The sequence below is a fragment of the Microbacterium sp. sgz311019 genome, from assembly GCF_056135325.1.
Genome location: NZ_JBWAXO010000012.1, coordinates 1 through 15,804 on the forward strand (window position 1 = coordinate 1; position 15,804 = coordinate 15,804).

Annotated in this window: 16 protein-coding genes; 6 read left to right on the forward strand and 10 right to left on the reverse strand. The window is 69.6% G+C overall.

All coding sequences use genetic code 11. The annotated features are described in order from the left end of the window. Positions 1 to 396: 396 nt before the first annotated feature. Positions 397 to 777: a DUF2255 family protein gene (locus AC0NZN_RS16680; protein ID WP_474593448.1), complete on the reverse strand. Its 381-nt coding sequence runs from the start codon at positions 775 to 777 to the stop codon at positions 397 to 399. Next, a complete protein-coding gene (gene fdhD / locus AC0NZN_RS16685) occupies positions 774 to 1,643 on the reverse strand; it encodes a formate dehydrogenase accessory sulfurtransferase FdhD (protein ID WP_474593449.1) in 870 nt (289 codons plus the stop codon). The genes AC0NZN_RS16680 and fdhD overlap by 4 nt, the downstream gene beginning before the upstream one ends. A 54-nt stretch (positions 1,644 to 1,697) precedes the next feature. Between fdhD and AC0NZN_RS16690 the strand changes: the two genes are divergently transcribed. From AC0NZN_RS16690 to AC0NZN_RS16700, 3 genes are read left to right on the forward strand one after another with little or no spacing between them, the layout of a single operon-like run. Continuing rightward, positions 1,698 to 2,927 carry a molybdopterin molybdotransferase MoeA gene (locus AC0NZN_RS16690; protein WP_474593450.1) on the forward strand — a complete coding sequence of 410 codons (1,230 nt, stop codon included), beginning with the start codon at positions 1,698 to 1,700 and terminating at the stop codon, positions 2,925 to 2,927. Then, positions 2,924 to 3,502, forward strand: coding sequence for a molybdenum cofactor guanylyltransferase (mobA, locus tag AC0NZN_RS16695; RefSeq protein ID WP_474593451.1), 579 nt, complete (start codon positions 2,924 to 2,926; stop codon positions 3,500 to 3,502). The genes AC0NZN_RS16690 and mobA overlap by 4 nt, the downstream gene beginning before the upstream one ends. After that, positions 3,495 to 3,776: a DUF6457 domain-containing protein gene (locus AC0NZN_RS16700; RefSeq protein ID WP_474593452.1), complete on the forward strand. Its 282-nt coding sequence runs from the start codon at positions 3,495 to 3,497 to the stop codon at positions 3,774 to 3,776. The genes mobA and AC0NZN_RS16700 overlap by 8 nt, the downstream gene beginning before the upstream one ends. A 61-nt stretch (positions 3,777 to 3,837) precedes the next feature. Here the strand turns inward: AC0NZN_RS16700 and AC0NZN_RS16705 are convergent, their stop codons facing one another. Next, a complete protein-coding gene (locus AC0NZN_RS16705) occupies positions 3,838 to 4,317 on the reverse strand; it encodes a MogA/MoaB family molybdenum cofactor biosynthesis protein (RefSeq protein WP_474593453.1) in 480 nt (159 codons plus the stop codon). Positions 4,318 to 4,326: 9 nt separating this feature from the next. Beyond that, the gene (locus AC0NZN_RS16710) at positions 4,327 to 6,636 is read right to left on the reverse strand and encodes an FdhF/YdeP family oxidoreductase (protein WP_474593454.1); all 2,310 of its coding nucleotides are present in this window, start codon (positions 6,634 to 6,636) and stop codon (positions 4,327 to 4,329) included. A gap of 97 nt (positions 6,637 to 6,733) precedes the next feature. Here AC0NZN_RS16710 and AC0NZN_RS16715 point away from each other — a divergent pair, with 97 nt between their 5' ends. Further along, positions 6,734 to 7,087, forward strand: coding sequence for a PadR family transcriptional regulator (locus AC0NZN_RS16715; RefSeq protein WP_474593455.1), 354 nt, complete (start codon positions 6,734 to 6,736; stop codon positions 7,085 to 7,087). Position 7,088: 1 nt separating this feature from the next. Then, a complete protein-coding gene (locus AC0NZN_RS16720; RefSeq protein ID WP_474593456.1) occupies positions 7,089 to 8,423 on the forward strand; it encodes a permease prefix domain 1-containing protein in 1,335 nt (444 codons plus the stop codon). 11 nt (positions 8,424 to 8,434) lie between these two features. Here the strand turns inward: AC0NZN_RS16720 and AC0NZN_RS16725 are convergent, their stop codons facing one another. Together AC0NZN_RS16725 and AC0NZN_RS16730 are read right to left on the reverse strand one after the other, a co-directional pair. Beyond that, positions 8,435 to 8,992, reverse strand: coding sequence for a GNAT family N-acetyltransferase (locus tag AC0NZN_RS16725; RefSeq protein WP_474593457.1), 558 nt, complete (start codon positions 8,990 to 8,992; stop codon positions 8,435 to 8,437). A 42-nt stretch (positions 8,993 to 9,034) separates the two neighbouring features. Next, positions 9,035 to 9,178 (reverse strand): hypothetical protein, encoded by a 144-nt coding sequence (locus tag AC0NZN_RS16730; protein ID WP_474593458.1) that lies wholly within the window; start codon positions 9,176 to 9,178, stop codon positions 9,035 to 9,037. A 67-nt stretch (positions 9,179 to 9,245) separates the two neighbouring features. Between AC0NZN_RS16730 and AC0NZN_RS16735 the strand changes: the two genes are divergently transcribed. Next, positions 9,246 to 9,728: a nitroreductase family deazaflavin-dependent oxidoreductase gene (locus AC0NZN_RS16735; protein WP_474593459.1), complete on the forward strand. Its 483-nt coding sequence runs from the start codon at positions 9,246 to 9,248 to the stop codon at positions 9,726 to 9,728. A 3-nt stretch (positions 9,729 to 9,731) separates the two neighbouring features. Here AC0NZN_RS16735 and AC0NZN_RS16740 read toward each other — a convergent pair whose 3' ends face one another. From AC0NZN_RS16740 to AC0NZN_RS16755, 4 genes are all read right to left on the reverse strand, one after another. Continuing rightward, the gene (locus AC0NZN_RS16740) at positions 9,732 to 10,961 is read right to left on the reverse strand and encodes a multidrug effflux MFS transporter (RefSeq protein ID WP_474593542.1); all 1,230 of its coding nucleotides are present in this window, start codon (positions 10,959 to 10,961) and stop codon (positions 9,732 to 9,734) included. Positions 10,962 to 11,261: 300 nt separating this feature from the next. After that, the gene (locus AC0NZN_RS16745; protein ID WP_474593460.1) at positions 11,262 to 13,655 is read right to left on the reverse strand and encodes an HAD-IC family P-type ATPase; all 2,394 of its coding nucleotides are present in this window, start codon (positions 13,653 to 13,655) and stop codon (positions 11,262 to 11,264) included. Between the two features lie 17 nt (positions 13,656 to 13,672). After that, positions 13,673 to 14,647, reverse strand: coding sequence for a carbohydrate ABC transporter permease (locus tag AC0NZN_RS16750; RefSeq protein WP_474593461.1), 975 nt, complete (start codon positions 14,645 to 14,647; stop codon positions 13,673 to 13,675). Next, the gene (locus tag AC0NZN_RS16755) at positions 14,644 to 15,777 is read right to left on the reverse strand and encodes a carbohydrate ABC transporter permease (protein ID WP_474593462.1); all 1,134 of its coding nucleotides are present in this window, start codon (positions 15,775 to 15,777) and stop codon (positions 14,644 to 14,646) included. Before AC0NZN_RS16755 ends, AC0NZN_RS16750 begins: the two co-directional genes overlap by 4 nt. Positions 15,778 to 15,804: the final 27 nt, after the last annotated feature.

The following is a 15,804-nucleotide window of genomic DNA, read 5'->3' on the forward strand; positions in this document are numbered from 1 at the left end:
CAACCAACCCAAAAAGGATTGGACGAGGATAATTTGGCATATGACAAGTGCACGCTGTTGAGTTCTCAAGGATCGGACGCACCCACAAACCCGACCTCTCAGCCAGACCCGCAGGGCAACTTCTCAAGCTTACCCCGACCGAATCGCTCTGTCAAAACGCGATCCTCGCTCATCCGCAGTCGCCGAAGCGCCACGAGAACAACAGGGGAAGCACCCATCCTAGCCCGGAGGCGACCCGCCGCACAAGGCGACGGAGCTTCAGAAGGGGTTCTGTTCACTGCTTGAGGGGAGCCAGGCCTTCCGGCCCTTCGCTCTACCCTTTGGGGCGAACAACAAGAACATTACGTGACGGCCCGAGGCAGGACAAATCGAGCCGCTCACCCGGGCGTGTCGCGCTCACGCGGGCACGATCCGGAGGGTCGCCTGAGCTGCCAGACCGCCCGCAACAGCACCCATGATGGCGGGCGGTGACACGGCGTACTTCGAGCGGAAACCGGCATCCACCACGGTGAACTCTGCGGGTGTCATGGAGAGCTGCTGGAGCAGGACCTCCTGCTGCGCCTTCCCCGCGAGGATCGATGCGCGGCCCGTCCCGATCGCGCGCAGGAAGAACGGATCGTTGGCACCGTAGATCGACCGGACGTAGAGCTCGTCATAGGCGCGGGCGATCCACACCGGTGCCGGAGCACTGAGAGTGCCGTCGGATTCGCGCGCCGACAGGAAGGCCTGGGGCGCGGACCCCAGGGCGCTCAGGAGGGCAGGCGTCCAGGCGGTCATACTCGTTCCTCCACTGCGACAGGGGTGGCAGCATCCACCCGCACCCGCTCCATGCCGGCGTACACGTTCATCGAGGGCCCGCGGAGGAATCCGACGAGGGTGAGACCGGCATCCACCGCCAGCTCCACGGCGAGCGACGACGGAGCCGACACGGCGGCGAGGATCGGGATGCCGGCCATCACGGACTTCTGCGCCAGCTCGAACCCCGCGCGTCCGGAGACCATGAGGACCGTGCCCCGGAGTGGGAGCCGACCCGCGAGGAGCGCCCAGCCGACGACCTTGTCGACCGCGTTGTGCCTGCCGACGTCCTCTCTCAGGACGAGGAGCTCGCCGGTCTGGGCGTCGAACAGGCCGGCTGCATGGAGACCGCCCGTCTTGTCGAACACCTCCTGGTGCGCACGCAAGGCGTCGGGCAGGGTCGTGAGGAGCGCGGCATCCACCGTCGTCCCATCCGACGCCACATCGAAGGCGGACTCGGTGCGGACAGCGTCGATCGAGGCTTTGCCGCACACACCGCAGGAGCTCGTCGTGTACACGTTGCGGGCCAGATCGCGCAGCGGGACATGCACATGCGGGGCGAGGGCGATGTCGAGCACGTTGTAGGTGTTCTCTGCCCCGCCGGTACCGGGGCCGCCGCAGTGGATGGCGGAGCGGAACTGGTCGACCCGCGAGATGACACCCTCGGAGACGAGGAAGCCGGCGGCGAGCTCGACGTCATGGCCCGGGGTCCGCATCGTGACCGACAGCGGTTCGCCGCCCACGCGGATCTCGAGGGGCTCTTCGACGGCGAGCGTGTCGACGCGGCGGGTCTCCCCCGCATCCACGGTGATCCGGCGCACCGGGCGCCGCATCGTGAGGCGTCCCATAAGCGACAGCCTATGCCCGAACTCCTGCGCCGACACCGGAACTACGCTGGCGGTATGCCCGCGAGAGCCCACCGCACCGTCGACGAGCACCTCGCGGAGATCCTCGCGGAGATCCCGCCTCCGAAAGCTGTCACGGTGGGGCTGCGTGACGCCGTCGGCTCCACGCTCGCTCGTGCCGCGCACGCGCGTGTGGACGGGCCCGCCTTCGACAGTTCGGCGATGGACGGATTCGCTGTGCGGGCATCGGATGCGACCTCCGCCGCGCCGGACGCGCCGGCACGGCTGCGGGTCGTGGCGGACCTGCCGGCCGGCACCGGGTCGGACCCCGTGCTCGGGCCGGGTGAGGCGGCACGCATCATGACCGGGGCCCCGGTTCCGACCGACGCGGATGCGGTCGTCCCCCTCGAGCACACGATCGGCGGCCTCGACCACCCCGGCGAGGTCGAGATCGTGCGAGCGCCCGCGCTGGGCGCCAACATCCGCCGCGCGGGCGAGGACGTATGGGCGGGCGCCGAGATCCTGCCCGCCGGTGCACGCCTCGGCACGCTGCAGCTGGCCGCGCTCGCGTCGGCCGGGGTGAGCGAAGTGACCGTCGCTCCGGGGCCGCGGGTCTCGGTCATCTCCACGGGGTCGGAGCTGGCGCCTGCCGGAGAGGCACCGACGCGTGGGCGGATCCCCGAGTCCAACGTTCCGCTCCTCTCAGGATTGGCTGAGGAAGCGGGTGCGATCGTGGTGCACACCGCGACCGTTCCCGACGACGTTGCGGCGTTCCAGAAGGCGTTGGCCGCCGCCGCATCCGCGCGCGCGGATGCCGTCATCACGTCGGGAGGCGTCGGTCCCGGCGCCTACGAGGTGGTGCGCATCGCCCTCGACGGCCCCATGAGCTTCGTGACCGTGGCGATGCGGCCGGGTCGCCCACAGGGCTTCGGCCGGCTGCCGAACGGGGAGCTCGTGTTCGGACTTCCGGGCACGCCGGTCGGGGCCGCGGTCTCGTTCGAGGTCTTCGTGCGGCCCGCGCTGCTCGCCATGCAGGGGCGGACGGACCTGCAGCACCCGATGCTGCGGCTGCCCGCTGCAGCCGGCTGGGGCGCACGCTCGGGGTTCCGGCGCTACGTGCCGGTCGCGATCGACCGCGGTGCAGGGTGGGCCGTCCGTCCGGCCTCCGCGCACGGGCATTCGAGCGTTGTGCTCGCCGTGACCGACGGGTTCGCCGTCATCCCCCCGGATACCGCCGTGCATCCCGGCGATCCTGTGGAGACCATCCTGCTCGGCGGACTCGCGTGAGGGCCGCGGCGATCCTTCTCGCAGGTGGACGTGCGGAGCGCATGGGCGGCATCGACAAGCCGCTCGTCGAGGTGCGCGGACGGTCCCTCCTGCAGAGGGCTGTGGATGCCGTGCACGGCTGCTCCCCGATCGTCGTCGTCGGGCCGGAATCCCCCATCGAGGGCGAGCAGCCCGTGTGGGTGCGCGAGGATCCGCCGTTCGGCGGACCGGCCGCCGCGATCGTGGCCGCCGTCGGCCTGATCGATGCGAGCGACTGGACCTACGTCCTCGCGTGCGACCTTCCGTTCGTGGAGGACGCGGTCGCGGCGCTGACCCATGCGATGGGCATCCTTCCCGCGGACGTCGACGGGGTGTGCCTCGGCGACGGATCGAGCCGGCCGCAGTGGCTCACGGGCCTCTACCGGACGGGCGCGTTGCGGGAGGCGGCATCCACCCTCCCCGATCGCGGACGGGATGCGCCGGTCCGCGCGCTGATCGACGAGCTCGCGATCGCCGTCGTCACAGCTCCGCGCGCCGCGCGCGACATCGACACGTGGGAGGATCTGCAGGAGATCGAGGAGGACCGCCATGAGTGAGAACCACCTGCCCCCGGAAGCACTCGACGACTGGGCCGCGGCGCTGTGCGAGCGGTTCGGGCTCGCGACGGAGGACGTGCCGATCGCGCTCATCCTGGATCTCGCGGGAGACGTCTCACGGGGTGTCGCCCGGCCCGCCGCGCCCTTCAGCGCCTACGTCGCCGGGCTCGTCGCGGAGCGCCGAGGCGGGAGCCCCGAGAGCGTCCGCGAGACGGTCGCTGAGATCTCCCGCATGGCCGCGGACTGGGTCCACGCGCCCGGGACACCCGCCTGACGCACCGGGAACCCCGCCCGACGCGCAGCCGCATACCGAGAGGAGGCCGCCCCGAGCGGCCTCAGCCGTGATCGTCGCCGTCGGCCTGCGCCAGGACGTGCGCCGCGACCGAGAGGATGACCGGCATCCCGTCTCGTACGCCTCCGGGCGACCCGGGCAGGTTGACGATGAGCGCCGTGGCGGCCATGCCGGCCAGGCCGCGCGTCAGCATCGCTGCGGGCAGGACCTCCGCCCCGCGGCGACGGAGCTCCTCGGCGATGCCCGGCACCTCGCGATCCAGCACGGGGCGCGTGCCTTCCGGCGTGCGATCCCGTGGGCCGACGCCGGTGCCGCCCGTGGTGACGATCAGACGCGCGCCCGTCGCGAGCGCCGACCGCAGGGCGCCCTCGACGCTCTCGGCTCCGTCGGGGACGATGGACGCGTCGTCGCAGTCGAAGCCCGCCTCGCGCAGGGCTGACACGGCCAGCGGGCCGCCGGCATCCACTCGCGTTCCCGCTGCCGAGCGGTCGGAGACGGTGATGACGGCCGCGGTGTATCGCACCGGCCAAGCCTAAGCGGCGCGCCGTTCCAGCCGCACGACGACCGATTTGGAGGTCGGGGTTCCGCTGACGTCGGCGACCGACTCGAGCGGCACGAGGACGTTGGTCTCCGGATAGTACGCGGCGGCATTGCCGCGAGGCGTGTCGTACGCGACGATCCGGAACTCCTCCGCCCTTCGCTCCTCGGTCGTGCCGTCCGGCGCCTGCCACTCCGAGACGAGGTCGACCACGTCGCCCTCCGCGAAGCCGAGCGCGCCGATGTCGTGCGCGTTCACGAGGATCACGCGGCGGCCGCCGTGGATGCCGCGGTACCGGTCGTCCTTGCCGTAGATCGTGGTGTTGTACTGATCGTGCGAGCGCAGGGTCTGCAGCAGCAGACGCCCGCGCGGGATGCGGGGATACTCCAGCGGATTAACGGTGAACATCGCCTTGCCGGTCGCCGTGGCGAAGGTGCGCTCGTCGCGCGGGCCGTTCGGCAGGACGAAGGTGCGCCCCTTGTCGATCTTGCCCTCGAATCCGCCGAAGCCCGGGATGACGGCCTCGATGTGGGAGCGGATGCGCGTGTAGTCGGTCTCGAGCGCAGACCAGTCCGCCTGGGGGGCATCGGCGTCGCCCTCGAAGGTCAGCGCGCACAGGCGCGTGAGGATCGCGACCTCGCTCAGCATGTCGCCGGTGGGCGGCACGAGCCGGCCCCGGGAGGAGTGGACGGCGCTCATCGAGTCCTCGACCGTGACCTTCTGCTCCACGCCGCCGCGGACATCGCGGTCGGTGCGGCCGAGGGTCGGGAGGATGATCGCCCGACGACCGACGACGACGTGCGAGCGGTTGAGCTTCGTGGAGACCTGGATCGTGAGGTCGGTGGAGCGCAGCGCGGACTCGGTGACGTTCGTGTCGGGGGTCGCGGAGACGAAGTTGCCGCCCATCGCCATGAACACGCGCACCGCGCCATCGCGCATCGCCTTGATGGCTTCGACGGTGTCGTAGCCGTGCGCGCGCGGCGCCTGGAAGGCGAACTCCTGGTCGAGCGCGGCCAGGAACGTCTCGGAGGGCTTCTCGTAGATGCCCATCGTCCGGTCGCCCTGGACATTGGAGTGCCCCCGCACCGGGCACACGCCGGCGCCAGGACGGCCGATGTTGCCCTGCAGCAGCAGGAGGTTGACGACGTCGCGCAGGGTCGCGACCGCGTGCTTGTGCTGCGTGAGGCCCATGGCCCAGCACACGATCGTGGAGGGCGAGGTGCGCACCGCCTCACCGACGCGACGCAGCGTCTGCTCGGGCAGACCGGTGGCGGCGACGAACTCGGACCACGGCGCATCCGCCATCGCCTGGCTGTACTCATCGAAGCCGCTCGTGTGCGCATCGATGAACTCGTGGTCCAGCACGTTTCCGCGGCTCTCTTCGGCCTCGAGCAGGTGCTTTCCGATCGCCTGGAACAGCGCCTGGTCGCCGCCGAGACGGATCTGGAGGAACTGGTCGGCGATCTTGGTGCCGCCGAGGATCACGCCCTTGACCGTCTGCGGGTTCTCGAACCTGACGAGACCTGCCTCGGGCAGTGGGTTGACCGCGATGACTGTCGCGCCGCGGCTCTTCGCCTTCTCGAGCGCAGTCAGCATGCGCGGGTGGTTGGTTCCCGGATTCTGGCCGGCGACGATCAGGAGGTCGGCGTTCCACACGTCCTCGAGCGAGACCGTGCCCTTGCCGATGCCGAGCGTCTGCGTGAGCGCCGAGCCGGAGGACTCGTGGCACATGTTGGAGCAGTCGGGGAGGTTGTTCGTGCCGAGCCCGCGCACGAGCAGCTGGTAGAGGAACGCGGCCTCGTTGGAGGTGCGCCCGGAGGTGTAGAAGACGGCCTCGTCAGGCTCGACCGCGCGCAGGGCGTCCGCGATCTCTCGCAGGGCGTCGTCCCAGGAGATGGGGCGATAGTGCGTGGCGCCCTCGTCCAGGATCATCGGATGCGTCAACCGGCCCTGCTGGCCGAGCCACCAGTCGTCGTGGCCGGCGAGGTCTGCCAGCGAGTGCTCGGCGAAGAACTCCGGGCCGACCCGGCGCACGGTCGCCTCCTCGGCGACGGCCTTCGCGCCGTTCTCGCAGAACTCGGCGATGTGCCGGTGATCGGCCTCGGGCCACGCGCATCCCGGGCAGTCGAACCCGTCTTTCTGGTTCACCCGGAGGAGTGTCTGCACGCTCCGGGAGACGCCCATCTGGTCGTAGGAGATCTCGAGCGCGTGCATGACCGCCGGAACGCCGACGGCGACCTTCTTGCGCGAGGTGACACGGGTCTTCGCCTCGTCGATGTCGGTGGTCGGTGCCTTGCGGGCCATCGCAGAACCTCCTCGTTCGCCTTCCATCGTAGGCGCGGTCCGATGGGCGGATCGTGATACCTTGTGCTGCAAGGTACATAGAACTGCGAGGTATGCGATGCACATCGGCAAGGACCTGGTCGCGGCCGCCGCGACGCCCCTGGTGCTGGGGATCCTGACGGAGGGCGAGTCATACGGCTACGCCATCCTGCAGCGCGTGAACGCGCTGTCGAACGGACAGCTCGAGTGGAGCGACGGGATGCTGTATCCCCTGCTGCACCGTCTCGAGAGGCTCGGCCAGATCGAGGCGGCGTGGGGGGCCTCGCCCACCGGACGCCCGCGCAAGCACTATCGCCTCAGTTCGTCCGGTGCGGCCGCGCTCGCCGAGCACCACCGTCAGTGGACCGTCGTCAGCGAGGCCCTCTCGCGGGTGTGGGACGACCGATCCTCCTTCGTACCGGCAGGGGCGTGACATGGGAGTGGAAGAACGCATCATCGAATGGCGCGGGTTCGTCGCGAAGCGCGAGGCGATCGGCACCGACGTCGACGAACTCGAGTCGCATCTGCGCGACCAGATCGACGCGCTCGTCGCATCCGGGCTCTCCGACGATGAGGCCTTTCTGATCGCGGTCTCGCGCATGGGCAGGCTCGATGAGCTGTCGCAGGAGTTCGCGCGTGAGCACAGCGACCGGCTGTGGAAGCAGCTCGTCGTCGGCAGCGCCGAGCCGATGCGGCGCGGGACGGGCCTGTGGCTCGCCCTCGCGTTCGCCGTCGCAGGTGCCGTGCTCGTCAAGGCGCCGTCGCTGTTCGGCGTGCCGACGCCGGACATCGCGCGCAACGCCGCGGTGCTGCTGCTTCCCGCCCTCGCCGCCTACTTCCTCGTCTGCCGGCGGGCGTCGCCGGCGACGATCATCGCGGTCGCGGTGCCGTTCGTCGCCGCGGCGGTGCTCCTCAACGTCTACCCCTTCGTGCCCGACGGGGTGACTGTTGTGCTCGCCGCCGTCCACAGCGCCGTCGCGCTCTGGATCGTCACGGGGATCGCGTACGCCCGCGGCGAGTGGCGCAGCGAGCGCGCCCGGATGGACTTCATCCGCTTCACGGGCGAATGGGTGGTCTACTACGCGCTCATCGCGCTCGGCGGCGGCGTCCTCGTCGCCCTCACGATGGGGGTCTTCTCGGCGGTCGGCGTGGACGCGAGCTCCTTCGTCGGGAACTGGCTGGTGCCCTGCGGCGCGGCCGGAGCCATCGTCGTCGCGGCTTGGCTCGTGGAGGCGAAACAGGCCGTCATCGAGAACATCGCACCCGTGCTGACGAAGGTCTTCACGCCGCTGTTCACGCTGCTGCTGCTCGCCCTCATCGTCGCCGCGGCGGTGCAGGCGGTCTCGACCGGTGGATTCGTGGATGCGCAGCGCGAGGTGCTGATCATCTTCGATCTGGTGCTCGTGGTCGTGGTGGGACTGCTCCTGTACGCGCTCTCCGCGCGCGGCCCGGAGCTGCGCCCCGGCTGGTTCGACCGCCTGCAGGTTCTGCTGGTCGCCGCCGCGATCGTGGTCGACCTGCTGGTGCTCATCGCGATGGTGGGCAGGATCGGAGCGTTCGGCGCGAGCGCCAACAAGATCGCCTCGCTCGGGCTCAACGTCATCCTGCTCGTGAATCTCGCAGGATCGCTCTGGATGCAGCTCGGCTTCGTCCGCGGACGCGTCGGGATCGGGCGACTGGAGCGCTGGCAGACCGGGTTCCTGCCCGTCTACCTCGCGTGGGCCACGATCGTCGTGGTCGTCTTCCCGCCGGTGTTCGACTTCGCGTAGGCGTCGCCGGATCAGAGCCGCCGGACGTACACCAGGATGCCGGGCTCCGACGGTACGAGCGTGAAGCCGACGCGCGGATAGAACGCCGCTGCGCCCGTGTTGCGCGCCGACGCCACGAGGTGGACGCCGGGGACGCCGGCATCCCAGAGCCGGTCCACGAGCGTCTCGATCAAGGCCCGGCCGAACCCCTGCCCCTGCGCCTCGGGCAGCAGATCGATGTGCAGGTGGGCGGGGTAGTCGCTCAAGGCGTCCTCTGCGGCATCGAAGGCGCGACGGTAGGCGCCGTCGAGAATGCGGTCCTCTTCGGACTCGAGGGCCGCAGGCCGCGGGAACCGCTCGTGATAGCGCGGCCACCATTCGTCGCGGAACCACGTGTCGAAGGCCCGCGTGTCGGGAGCGCCCACCACGTAGCCGACGACCCGCCCGTCGTCCGACTCGACGACCCACGCGCAGTCCGGGTGACGCGCGACGTAGGGCAGGACGAAGATCGCGCCCAGGAGGTCGTCGCTCGAGTAGAGGCCGGTCGCATCTGCGCCGGCATCCCCCGTCCTGGTGCAGATGTCCGACAACGCGGGCTCGTCCCCTGGCTGAAAGGGACGGATGTGCGCCACTCAGCGCCGCCCGGTGCCGCAGTACCCGGTGACGGATGCCTCGGGCTTCGAGTCCTGCCCGCTGGCCGCGGTGCGCGCCCTGGCGGCCTCGGCGCGGAGGCGGGCGAGCTCGGCTGCTGCGGCGGTGACAGCGACGTCCGTCATGGACGTCAGCCTACTGACGGGCACCCCCGGGGCACGGGCACCCCCTGGGCACGGGCAGAATCGAGGCATGGCCGGTGTCGTCTCCGTCGTCCGCTCGATCGTCGCTCCGCTCACCCGGACCCGTCTGTTCCGGTGGGCGGCACCCGCTCTGCTGCCGCCGATCGAGCAGCTGCTCACGGCGTTGACGGGAGGTCGCGTCCAGCTGAGCGCTCTGCTCGTCCCCTCGCTCGTCCTGCATACGATCGGAGCGCGCAGCGGCGAGGTGCGCGACGTTCCGCTCATGTACACGCCCGACGGTCGCGGCCGGGCGATCGTGGCGGGGACGAACTTCGCCGGGGCGAGGCATCCCGCGTGGACGGCGAACCTGCTCGCGCACCCCGACGCATCCGTCACCGTCCGCGGCCGCGAGCTCCGCGTGCGCGCCGCACTCGTCCCCGACGCCGAGCGCGACGCGACGTGGGCGCGCATCGAGGCGCAGTGGCCCGGATATCGCGCCTACGAACGGGACTCCGGCCGCACCGTGCGGCTCTTCCGGCTGCAGCCCGTCTGATCGTCAGGGCGTCAGCATCGGCACGGAGCGCGGGCGCACCAGCAGCCACAGCGATGCGACGCCGATCAGCGCGCAGGCCACCATGACGCTCGCCATCGTGGTGGCAGTGATGCCGGAGTCTCGCGCGAGCCATCCGACGAGCGGCGACACGAGCCCCGCGATCGCGTTGTTCGACGCGCCGATGAGCGATGCCGCCGTTCCCGCGGCCTTGCCGTGCCGGTCGAGGGCGAGCACCTGGACGCACGGGAACGTGAATCCGCACGCCGTCATGAAGACGAACAGGGGCACGATCGTGCCCCACAGGCCGAGGTGCAGCTGGTCGGTCACGATGATGGATGCCGACGCGAGCACGAGCACGGACGTCGACCACGCCATCACCCACTGCGGTCCGAAGCGCGCCGCGAGGCGTGAGGCGAACTGCACGCCGGTGACGACCCCGAGCGAGTTCGCCGCGAACAGCAGCCCGAACTGCTGTGGCGTGAAGTCGTACCCCTGCTGGAAGAGGAAGGACGAGCTCGAGAGGTACGAGAAGAGCCCGCTGAAGGTCATGGCGCCGATGATCAGCACGCCGATGAACACCCGGTCGCTGAGCACGCTCCGGTAACGCTGCCAGACCGTCGTCGCACCGCGATCGTGTCGGCGCGCTCTCGGCAGCGTCTCGGGGAGGATGAACAGCGAGCACATGAGCATGAGCGCCCCGTAGACCGCGAGCACCACGAAGATTCCCCGCCACGGCATGACGAGCAGGAGGGTCGATCCCACCAGGGGCGCGAGCACGGGGGCGACTCCCGAGACGAGCGCCAGGCGGCTCAGCATGACGACGAGCCGCCGTCCGCCGAAGAGGTCGCGCACCATCGCCATGGCCACGACACCGCCGGCGGCGGCGCCGATCCCCTGGAATACCCGCGCGGTGCCGAGCAGCACCAGCGTCGGCGCGAGCGCGGCGCCGAGGCTTGCCAGGATGTGCAGCGCGGTCACGGAGAGCAGCGGGATGCGACGCCCCACCTTGTCGCTCAGCGGGCCGACGATCAGCTGCCCGAGCCCGAAGCCGATCATCGTCGCGGTGAGGGTCAGCTGCACCATCGCGGCCGTCGTGTGGAAGTCGTTCTCGACGATGGGGAACGCGGGCAGGTACAGATCGACCGTGAAAGGACCGAGGGCGGTGAGCGCACCGAGCAGGATCACGTAGACGACGCGTCGGGCGTGCGGGATCGCATCGCCCGGGTGCAGCATGATCGGGGCGGTGGCCGGATTGCTGCCCAGCGTGCGGATGGCTCCGGTGGAACCGGGGACCCGGATCGAGCCGGTCTGTGCGTCCCCGCGCGCGGACGCCCCGGTCTGCGCGTCTGCGGCGTCCGGGGTGGGCGTGGGGATGCGCTCAGGGGCGGAAGCAGGGGGCTGCGGGATGATCTGTGCGGAGGCGGGGACGACGGGGATGGTCGTGGTGTCGGGCACGGAGGGTCAATCTGCCGAAAGGCGTCGAATCGATTCGATCAAAGATCCAGGATAGCGGAATGTGACCGGTGCCAACAGCTACGATTCGGTGCGGCGCAACCACGCGAGCTGGATCGCGCGCGCGATCCCGATGAGCGCGATGCCGACGGCCGAGATCCACCACACGAGGGACAGCGCGTCCCCCGAGGGCGGCGTCATCTTGAAGAAGTCGGCGACGAACGGGATGGCGAGCGCCAGCCCGAGCCCGATCACCATCGCGCCCACGATCGCGGCCTTGATCCACGTGAACGGCAGCGCGACGAGCACGAGCACCCAGAGCCCGAGGAACGCGATGATGAGGGTCGCGCCCGTGCGCACGAGCTCGGTCGCCACGTGCCACTCCTCCCCCGCGATCCGCGAATACGAGGTGATCGCGACGCCGATGATGACACCGGCCGGGATGGCGAAGCTCAGCGATCGCCGCAGGAATCCGGACCGGTACCGGCTCGCGTTCGGCAGCAGGGCGAGGAAGAACGCCGGGATGCCGATCGTCAGGCCATCCGTCAGCGAGAGCTGGCGCGGCAGGAACGGGATGGGCAGCAGCAGCACGCCGAACAGGACCGCGATCACCGCCGCGTACGTCGTCTTGGACAGGAAGAGCATGGAGACGCGCTCGATGTTCGCCGTCACGCGCCGACCCTCGGCGACGACGCCGGGAAGGTGCGAGAACTTGCCGTCGAGCAGCACGAGACGGGCGACGGCCTTGGTCGCGGCGGACCCGGACTCCATCGCGATGCCGATGTCGGCGTTCTTGATCGCGAGGGCGTCGTTCACGCCGTCGCCCGTCATCGCGACCGTGTGTCCGCGGCTCTGCAGAGCGGCCACCATCGCCTTCTTCTGATCGGGCGAGACGCGACCGAACACGGTGTGCGCCTCGAGCGCCTCCGCGAGCGCGTCGACATCGTCCGGCAGCGTCTGCGCGTCGATGCCGGCATCCACCTCCAGCCCGACCCGCCGCGCGATCGCGGCGACGGTGTCCGGGCTGTCGCCCGAGATCACCTTCACGGTGACCTCCTGCTCGGCGAAGTACGCGAGGGTCTGCGCAGCATCCGGACGCACCTGCTCGATGAGTGTGACGAGCGCGACCGGAGCAACGGGCGGCAGCCGCTCGGCCTCGACGTCGGCGTCGTCCAGCACCGCCCTGCCGTACGCCAGGACCAGTGTCCGTTTGCCCTGGGAGGCGAGCTCGCGCACCGCATCCGCGAGCCGAACCCCGTCGTCGACGACGGTGTTCGCGGCATCGGGGAAGACCAGGCCCGGGGCGCCGAGGACCCACGTGCCGGGAATCTCCGCGACCGAGACCGCGCTCCACTTTCGTGCGGAGGAGAAGGGGATGCTGCGCTCCTCGGTCAGCGCGCGTATCACCGGGTGCCCCTCGCCGATGCTGCGTGCCGTCGCGTTGGCATCCGGCGCCGCACCGAACCACGCCAGCACGTCCAGCCAGCCGTCGACCTCGGCGAGCGGATGGTCGGCGTCGAAGGCGATGTCGCCGAAGGTCAGAGTGCCGGTCTTGTCGAGGCAGATGACGTCCACCCGTGCAAGACCCTCGACGGCGGGCAGCTCCTGCACCAGCACCTGCTGGCTCGCCAGGCGGGCGGCGCCGACCGCGAAGGCGATGCTCGTCATGAGCACGAGACCCAGCGGGATCATGGCGATGATGATCGCGATCGAGGAGACCGCCGCATCCCGCCATCCGCCCGTCTCCAGGGCGACGCGCCACCCGCCCTGGACCTGCACCTGCGAATTGGTGACGAGCAGGGCCACCGGCCCGATCGCCCAGCCGACCCACGTCAGGACACGATCGATCCCGCGCTTGAGCTCCGACCGCATCATCGAGAACGAGCGAGCCTCGTGGGCGAACGAATTGGCGTAGGAGTCCGCGCCGACCCGGGTCGCCTGCGCCGTGCCCTCTCCCCCGACCACGATCGATCCGGACAGCAGCTCGTCGCCCCTCCGCTTGTCCACGGGGTCGGATTCCCCGGTGAGCATGGACTCGTCGACCTGCAGCCCCCGCTCGCCGCGGACCACGGCGTCAGCGGCGATCTGGTCGCCGGCCCGCAGCACGAGGAGGTCGTCGAGCACCACCTCGCCCTGGGCGACCTCTGCGTCGGCGCCGTCCCGACGCACCCGCGCCCGAGGCGCGTGGAGCAGCGCGAGGCGGTCGAGCGCGATCTTGGCGCGGATCTCCTGGTAGCAGCCGATCAGCGTGTTGAAGATCGCCGCGAAGCCGAAGAGCGCATCCTGCCAATGACCGAGGAGCAGGAGGACGGCGAAGCACCCGATCACGATGCCGTTGAACAGCGTGAAGACGTTCGCACGGACGATGTTCCACCACGTGCGGCTGGTGTCGGCCTCGAAGGCGTTCGTCTGCCCCGCAGCTGTCCGCTCCGCGACCTCGGCTGAACTGAGTCCGTCCAGGGTCACGGCATCCATGCGTCACACGATAGTGCTCAGCCCTTCGTCGACCCCGCGAGCAGGCCCCGCACGAAGTAGCGCTGCAGCGAGAAGAAGACGATGAGCGGAACGAGGATCGCGACGAACGCACCCGCCGTTAGAAGGGCCCAGTCGTTGCCGCGCGAGCCGGTGATCTCGGCGAGGAGCTTCGTGATGGGGGCGACCTCTCCGTCCGCGAAGATGAGGGCGACCAGCAGGTCGTTCCACACCCACAGGAACTGGAAGATCGCGAACGAGGCGATGGCCGGCATCGTCAGCGGGAGGACGATGCGGAAGAAGACCTGGCCGCGGGAGGCGCCGTCCACACGAGCGGCCTCGATGATCTCGGAGGGGATCTCGGCCATGAAGTTGTGCAGCAGGTAGATCGCGAGCGGCAGCGCGAACATCGAGTGGGCGATCCACACCTGGGCGTACCCGCCCGCGATGCCGAGCGGTCCCGTGACCTGCAGCCCGAAGAGGTTGAGCCCGCGCGAGAACGAGCTCAGCAGGGGAACCAGGGCCATCTGGATGGGCACGATCTGCAGCGCGAACACGAAGACGAACAGGATGTTGCGTCCCTTGAAGTCCGTCCACGCGAACGCGTAGGCCGCGAGGGCGGCGATGGTCAGCGGCACGATCGTCGCGGGCACCGTGATGGCGATGGAGTTGATGAAGGCGTCCGCCATCGTCAACTGGGTGTTGCCGGCGTCGAGGACCTTGATGTAGTTCTCGAGCGTCAGCTGCGGGTTCTGGAAGAACGTCCACCAGCCGGTCGTCTGGATGAGCACCTGCGGCCGGAAGGACGACACGAACAGGCCGAACGTCGGAATCGTCCAGACGACGGCGATGACGATCGCCGCGGCCGACGCCCACGGCTTGGAAAGGGTCTTGCGCGTGCGTCGGGCTGTGCCCTCCATGCGACGCTCACCGCGGGTGAGGCTCGCCTGCGTCTCTTCGTCGAGAGGCAGGTCGATCGGCATGACCTCGCTCATCGGATCTCCCTCTGCTTCGCGATCTGGCGTGCGTTGTAGATGACGATCGGCAGGATCAGGATGAACAGGATCACGGCGAACGCGGCGCTGCGCCCCGCCGCGAAGTTCGTGAACTGGGTGTACATCTCGTTCGCGAGGGTCGACGTCTCGAAGTTGCCGCCGGTCATGGTGCGGACGATGTCGAAGACCTTCAGCGCCGCGATCGAGATGGTCGTGAGGACGACGATGATCGCCGGACGAATGGCGGGGACCGTCACCGCCCGGAAGCGCTGCCAGGCATTGGCGCCGTCGAGCTGGGCCGCCTCGAGGAGTTCCGTGGGCACGCCCTTGATGGATGCGGAGAGCACGACCATCGCGAAACCGGTCTGCACCCAGATGAGCACGACGATGAGGAAGCCCGTGTTCCACGGCGAGTTCAGCAGGAACTGCTGCGGCGGAAGACCGAGAGACACGAGGATCTGGTTGAGCAGGCCGATCTGCGGGAACTGCTCGCCGCGATACGCGTACACGAACTTGAAGATGATGCTCGCGCCGACGAACGAGATCGCCATCGGCATGAAGACGAGGACCTTGTAGACCTTCTCGCCGCGGGTGCGGTCGATGAACACGGCGTAAGCGAGTCCGACCGCGGTCGAGACGACGGGGACGACGAGGACCCACACGATCGTGTTCACGACGACGCGGATGCCGTCGGGCTGCGTGAACACCCAGACGAAGTTGTCGAGGCCGACGAACTTGTTGCCGGCGGAGTTCATGAAGGAGGCGACGAACGTCTTGATCGACGGGAGGATGAGGCCCACCAGCAGCAGCAGGGCCGCCGGGGTGAGGAACGCGATGAGCTGGATGAGGTAGCCCCGGCCCGCTCGCGAGCGGAAGTCGAGCAGGAACAGGCCGGCGCCGAGCACGGCGGCCACGACGACCGCCCACGGCAGGGAGTTGAAGGCGGTGGCGACGACCACCGGGATGAGCACGCACATCCCGAGACGCATCCACGTATAGCGCGTGCCCGAGCGGGGCGCGATGTCGATGAGGAACAGGATCAGTCCCACGACGACGAGGAAGGCAAGCACCACCACGATCGCCTGAAGAATGGGATGCAGCGTCCCGATCGACGTGAACAGAGCAGTCATCTCGCCCCTTCGAGAGTGAGGACGGGC

Bases quoted from the DNA above. Each gene is read 5' to 3' on its own strand.
- AC0NZN_RS16680 (WP_474593448.1), bottom strand. From the start codon at position 777: ATGACCGCCTGGACGCCTGCCCTCCTGAGCGCCCTGGGGTCCGCGCCC.
- fdhD (WP_474593449.1), bottom strand. From the start codon at position 1,643: ATGGGACGCCTCACGATGCGGCGCCCGGTGCGCCGGATCACCGTGGAT.
- AC0NZN_RS16690 (WP_474593450.1), top strand. From the start codon at position 1,698: ATGCCCGCGAGAGCCCACCGCACCGTCGACGAGCACCTCGCGGAGATC.
- AC0NZN_RS16700 (WP_474593452.1), top strand. From the start codon at position 3,495: ATGAGTGAGAACCACCTGCCCCCGGAAGCACTCGACGACTGGGCCGCG.
- AC0NZN_RS16710 (WP_474593454.1), bottom strand. From the start codon at position 6,636: ATGGCCCGCAAGGCACCGACCACCGACATCGACGAGGCGAAGACCCGT.
- AC0NZN_RS16715 (WP_474593455.1), top strand. From the start codon at position 6,734: ATGCACATCGGCAAGGACCTGGTCGCGGCCGCCGCGACGCCCCTGGTG.
- AC0NZN_RS16720 (WP_474593456.1), top strand. From the start codon at position 7,089: ATGGGAGTGGAAGAACGCATCATCGAATGGCGCGGGTTCGTCGCGAAG.
- AC0NZN_RS16730 (WP_474593458.1), bottom strand. From the start codon at position 9,178: ATGACGGACGTCGCTGTCACCGCCGCAGCAGCCGAGCTCGCCCGCCTC.
- AC0NZN_RS16735 (WP_474593459.1), top strand. From the start codon at position 9,246: ATGGCCGGTGTCGTCTCCGTCGTCCGCTCGATCGTCGCTCCGCTCACC.
- AC0NZN_RS16740 (WP_474593542.1), bottom strand. From the start codon at position 10,961: ATGCTGCACCCGGGCGATGCGATCCCGCACGCCCGACGCGTCGTCTAC.
- AC0NZN_RS16745 (WP_474593460.1), bottom strand. From the start codon at position 13,655: ATGGATGCCGTGACCCTGGACGGACTCAGTTCAGCCGAGGTCGCGGAG.
- AC0NZN_RS16750 (WP_474593461.1), bottom strand. From the start codon at position 14,647: ATGAGCGAGGTCATGCCGATCGACCTGCCTCTCGACGAAGAGACGCAG.
- AC0NZN_RS16755 (WP_474593462.1), bottom strand. From the start codon at position 15,777: ATGACTGCTCTGTTCACGTCGATCGGGACGCTGCATCCCATTCTTCAG.